This window comes from Acinetobacter sp. MD2, from assembly GCF_035615575.1.
Classification (GTDB): Bacteria; Pseudomonadota; Gammaproteobacteria; order Pseudomonadales; family Moraxellaceae; genus Acinetobacter.
Map to the genome: position 1 here is coordinate 1 of NZ_VTDK01000021.1, position 548 is coordinate 548.

Genomic DNA, 548 nt, shown 5'->3' on the forward strand with positions numbered 1-548 from the left:
CGCAGGCTATCACGTCTTTCTTCGCCTCTGACTGCCAAGGCATCCACCACATGCACTTAATTACTTGACTATACAACCCCAAACAGTCGCTAATACCTACAAGTAGCATTATCAACATTACAGTTTGAAGTACTGTGAACTTAATCACCGTACAGCTTCAATCTAAATTCATATACCAAAACGCTTGATTCAGTTAAATTTGCTAGTTCTCATATTGTCCTTTCGAACAATTGAGTAAAACAATTTATTTCAGACTCAATTTTCAATCTATTAATGAATTAACATAGCTTCGTCAGCTACATTAAACTGTGATAAATCACAGAGGTTAATAACAATGCCGCGTATCATACGCAACTTTATCACTAATCTCTATAAGCTACCGTGTTACTTGCTTATTCCGTATCCAGAAGATACGTGGTGGAGACTAGGAGAGTCGAACTCCTGACCTCCTGCGTGCAAAGCAGGCGCTCTACCAACTAAGCTAAGTCCCCAGCTTATTTCATTTCGAATTACGTACCAATCTTTTTGTCTACCTTCTCATGTTGCAG

At 39.1% G+C, this 548-nt stretch carries 1 tRNA gene; it reads right to left on the bottom strand.

Features of this window, described 5'->3' with window-relative positions:
- Positions 1 to 415 precede the first annotated feature (415 nt).
- Positions 416 to 491, bottom strand: a tRNA-Ala gene (locus tag FXN70_RS11930).
- Positions 492 to 548: the final 57 nt, after the last annotated feature.